Source organism: Endozoicomonas arenosclerae (genome assembly GCF_001562015.1).
In the GTDB taxonomy this organism is placed as follows: Bacteria; Pseudomonadota; Gammaproteobacteria; order Pseudomonadales; family Endozoicomonadaceae; genus Endozoicomonas_A; species Endozoicomonas_A arenosclerae.
In genome coordinates this window covers 1-3,983 of record NZ_LASA01000017.1, presented here as the reverse complement: position 1 = coordinate 3,983, position 3,983 = coordinate 1, and the positions used below count along the sequence as shown (strand labels likewise).

Annotated in this window: 4 protein-coding genes; all 4 read right to left on the bottom strand. The window is 45.5% G+C overall.

Annotation, left to right across the window (positions count from 1 at the left end; genetic code table 11):
• Positions 1 to 221: transposase (locus tag WG89_RS01825; RefSeq protein ID WP_479686487.1), on the bottom strand; the 221-nt coding region annotated here is incomplete at its 3' end.
• Between the two features lie 332 nt (positions 222 to 553).
• Positions 554 to 1,759 carry a ricin-type beta-trefoil lectin domain protein gene (locus tag WG89_RS01815; RefSeq protein ID WP_062260575.1) on the bottom strand — a complete coding sequence of 402 codons (1,206 nt, stop codon included), beginning with the start codon at positions 1,757 to 1,759 and terminating at the stop codon, positions 554 to 556.
• Positions 1,760 to 2,101: 342 nt separating this feature from the next.
• Entirely contained in the window at positions 2,102 to 2,479 is a 378-nt protein-coding gene (locus WG89_RS01805; protein WP_079253605.1) for a transposase, read from the bottom strand.
• Positions 2,480 to 2,684: 205 nt separating this feature from the next.
• Entirely contained in the window at positions 2,685 to 3,668 is a 984-nt protein-coding gene (locus WG89_RS01800) for a transposase (RefSeq protein ID WP_062260570.1), read from the bottom strand.
• Positions 3,669 to 3,983: the final 315 nt, after the last annotated feature.

Genomic DNA, 3,983 nt, shown 5'->3' with positions numbered 1-3,983 from the left:
ACATGATAGTGATTGGACATCACTGCGTACGCACACACTTCAATGGCAAAAACAGTCGCCAGTTCATTGAGCCGATCTACCACCCACTGCCTGCGGTGCTCATAGTTCTGCCCGGTAAGGTGGTCTTCACCACATAAAAACGCTCGACGGACACATCGAGCTATACAGTGATAGTAGGGCGTGGCACCAGGATCAATCAAGGTACTGCGGGCTCGGGTCATGAACGCTCCTGTTTGATAAAAAAATCAGGGACAGGAGTAAAGTAGTTCAGCCGGACGGTTAGTCAAATGTGTGGGTGTCCCTAAGTCCCCCTATAAGGAACTCTGGCTGTCCGTATTCCATGAAAACAAGGGTTTCTGGAGGCTTACGATCCCAAACTAAGAGTGAGTCTGGCAGTACGCCGGTTTTGATGGTGCTTACGTTCTGCCTACGATTTTTGAGCAGCAACCACTCGCTCATATAATCTTAATCGACCTGCCAGTTACCCGTTAAGCATCGGTAACCGCCAGGCCGGAGTTGAACATCCTGAGGGTCTTATGTGAACGCCATAAGTTTACTGTTCAGTCACTAAACCTGTCGTTTCTGTCAGTACCCACTGCTGCTCAGGTTCATTATTACAAGCCGTTTTAGTAATACTGTTACCAGCCTTGAGGCAGCTGTTCGTATACTTGTTAACAATATTGAACCTGTCATTATTTTTACGGAATACAAACTGTTGATCGGTGTAAGATGTATTACAACCAAACACAAATACACCGTTATCAGAATTATTGTCTGCAACCAGGCACTGGTTGGTTTCACTATTCTGAATAATATATGCAGTGGGGTTCTGTGGGACGGGAACCAGTTTCCAGATCTGGTCTTCAAATGAATCGCACGTGTATGGGAAAACACGATCTACATGTGCGGCCACGCAGTTTTGTGTAAAGCCGGAAATAATTTTTGTGGCAATAGAAGACGGCCGGGGATCAATCGACTCGGCAATATTAACCGAGAACTTCATACCCGCCTGACAATATTGTGTATCTTCCGCATTATCCTGGGCGATAAAGTAGTAGGTTTGGCCTATTCTGTAACCAAGAGACTCTCTAAGTGATAAGAGAATCTTACTCAATCTTTCATTGGTTGGAACAATATTACCTATATTACTGGGGTTGTTCTGGATCTCTTCGAGATCACAGCTATCGTATGCTGCTTTAGAAACTCGTACCAGCTTGCTACTGGTATCTGATCCGACGCGAAGAATATCATTTAATAAGGCGGCATGCCTCGTTGATGATGGGTTATCGTTTAAATCGACATTGACCTCTCTGGAGCCTTCTCCAAAATCAGGCGGCGTGAGTTCAGGCTCTGCAGCAATCTGTACAGAGAACTTCATGCCCGATGCGCATTGTTGAGTATCGTTATCATCAGATTGTCCGATGAAATAATAGGTTCGACCGGCTTGATACTGAAACGGTGGAAACCTTAACACAACGCTGATATTTGGACCGACCTCCCCAATGGTAAGATTACTACTCTGTATATCGTCAAGTGAACAACTATCAAACGCGGCTTTGGATACGCGTGAAACTCGACTTTCGATATCTGCGGTTATACGACCAAAATCAAGAATAGAAGCAACTTGTTGGTTCTCCGGTTTGCTAAGGTTCACCTCAAAATTTACCGCATTGGCGTATCCGCTTCCGCCCGAGAAGGCCATGACAGCTACCGCGCACTTTAAACTTTTCTTTATTATATTCATCTTCTTTTCAGTCATTATCCAATTCACTGGCTATCTCCCGTGCTTTCCAGGAAGGCTTAATAGGTTCAACTCTCCAGCCTGTTCTTTGAGCCATCGTAGGGCCTTCAGCCAGGGTACGGTGAGAACTTTTTCCTTCCCTTGTTGACTCCCATCAGTTACAAAGCTTCGGCTCTGTTCAAAATAAATGTTGCTAATGTTTGATAAGCCTCTGGAAGCCCTGCTAATACAGAGACTTTCAGAATCCTGGCTTTTCTTGGTATCAATGGCTTTAAGGAGCATACCAACATTTACTGTGAACAGAGCCCAAAGCTTCCGTGTATTGTAACTGCTCATATTCCATTGGCAACAGCTAAGTAGTCATGCAAATGAAATGGTATATTCCTGACCGAATGATTCGAAAACCCGATTGACTTCTTGTTCAAATTCCTTGTATGACATAATTGTCAAGAGGTTCAGCCATTCATACTTCACTTTGCGCCATAGAATCTCTATTAGATTCAGCTCTGGAGAATAGGTCGGAAGGAAGCAAACAATCAGCTTCTTCTCGATCATCCAGTCCTCAACCTTAGCTCTGAATTTATGGCTGGTATGAATGCTGGCATTGTCCACCATCACAACGGTGTAGCGATCATCAGAACTGTATTTGGGATCTTCCATCTTGATCGCAAAATCCTCAAATGCCTCAATAACCGTGTCGCTATCTACAGAGCCGGTAACCGGGTAATAAAAAGGAATCTAGGACACCCATAGAATTCAACCAAGTCATAGCAGCCAACTATTTACTTCAATCAACTGAACACAAAAAATGCCAACCACAAACCAGTGTCATGAACCTTTTTCATAACAAGCAGTCTACAAGCAGCAAGAGGAGAGAACGATTGCTCTGAAAGCCTGTACAGGCAATCCATCAAAGCAGACACGGCAGAAATACTGATTAGCTTTAGCGCTCTAAAAATAGACGACTACTGGAAAACATTCCCTGAACCCACTTTTGACCTACCTCACGAGCATAGGCTTTCATAACGTCTAATCGGCCTATTGCTCGATAAAAGCGATTATTCCAGGCCATGGTTTTCAACCATTCATCCGAATCTATTTCCAGCCTGGACAAAATAGGTGGCGCGCATTCAGAAATCGAGCCCTTTTTATCCTGCCTCACAGCCCTACCAGTCCAGTCTACCAACTTAAGGTAATCATGAAGAATGTAGGGAAGGGCTTCGTTCGGATTTTGTCCCTGCACACGGAAAGGCATTAGTGTAATCGGCTGCTGGCGGGCTCCGGGCTTTTTAACTTGCCCGATGCGCTCTTGGATGGACGTATAATCTGATGTCTCTGGTGTATCTGCCATTTTTGCACGAACAGGATTCAAATCCACATAAGCCATGCAGGTTAGCAACGCAGCTTCATCCAGCAAGGCCTGACTTTTGTAGCGCCCTTCCCAGAACCGTCCCTTACAGCCATCTTCCTGGTTAGCTTCACGCGCCAGATGCTCATTCAAACACCTCATAAACCAACTGATATCCCTGAGACGATGACGATACTCTTCCACATACTCATCGACACGCGACCACTCTGCAGAACTCAGTTTAGCGCTGGCCAGATACCTCTGCACCAGAACAGGTCCTGAGAAAAGTTGTGTCCATCGATTCAGAATGTCATCCCGACTCCAGCTTTCTGACTCTCGGGTATTGATGTGCAAAACAACATGATAGTGATTGGACATCACTGCGTACGCACACACTTCAATGGCAAAAACAGTCGCCAGTTCATTGAGCCGATCTACCACCCACTGCCTGCGGTGCTCATAGTTCTGCCCGGTAAGGTGGTCTTCACCACATAAAAACGCTCGACGGACACATCGAGCTATACAGTGATAGTAGGGCGTGGCACCAGGATCAATCAAGGTACTGCGGGCTCGGGTCATGAACGCTCCTGTTTGATAAAAAAATCAGAGACAGGAGTAAAGTAGTTCAGCCGGACAGTTAGTCAAATATGAGTCTCTTCCAATATGAAATGAGCCTGAAGAAGGGGCTGGTTTCTAACATGAAATGAGCCGACTTCAGCACTGTCGTTCATGATGAGGATATGAAAATCATCATGAACACCCATTTCATCAAAACCCTGGAGGATGTAAGAAGCCTCCTTTCACAAGCAGACTGTCTGGAGCCCGGCTGGGACTCCAAGGACGAATGTTACCGTTGGATTGAGCTAACCCTCAGCCACTTCAAATACCGTTCCC

Bases quoted from the DNA above. Each gene is read 5' to 3' on its own strand.
- WG89_RS01815 (WP_062260575.1), bottom strand. From the start codon at position 1,759: ATGACTGAAAAGAAGATGAATATAATAAAGAAAAGTTTAAAGTGCGCG.
- WG89_RS01800 (WP_062260570.1), bottom strand. From the start codon at position 3,668: ATGACCCGAGCCCGCAGTACCTTGATTGATCCTGGTGCCACGCCCTAC.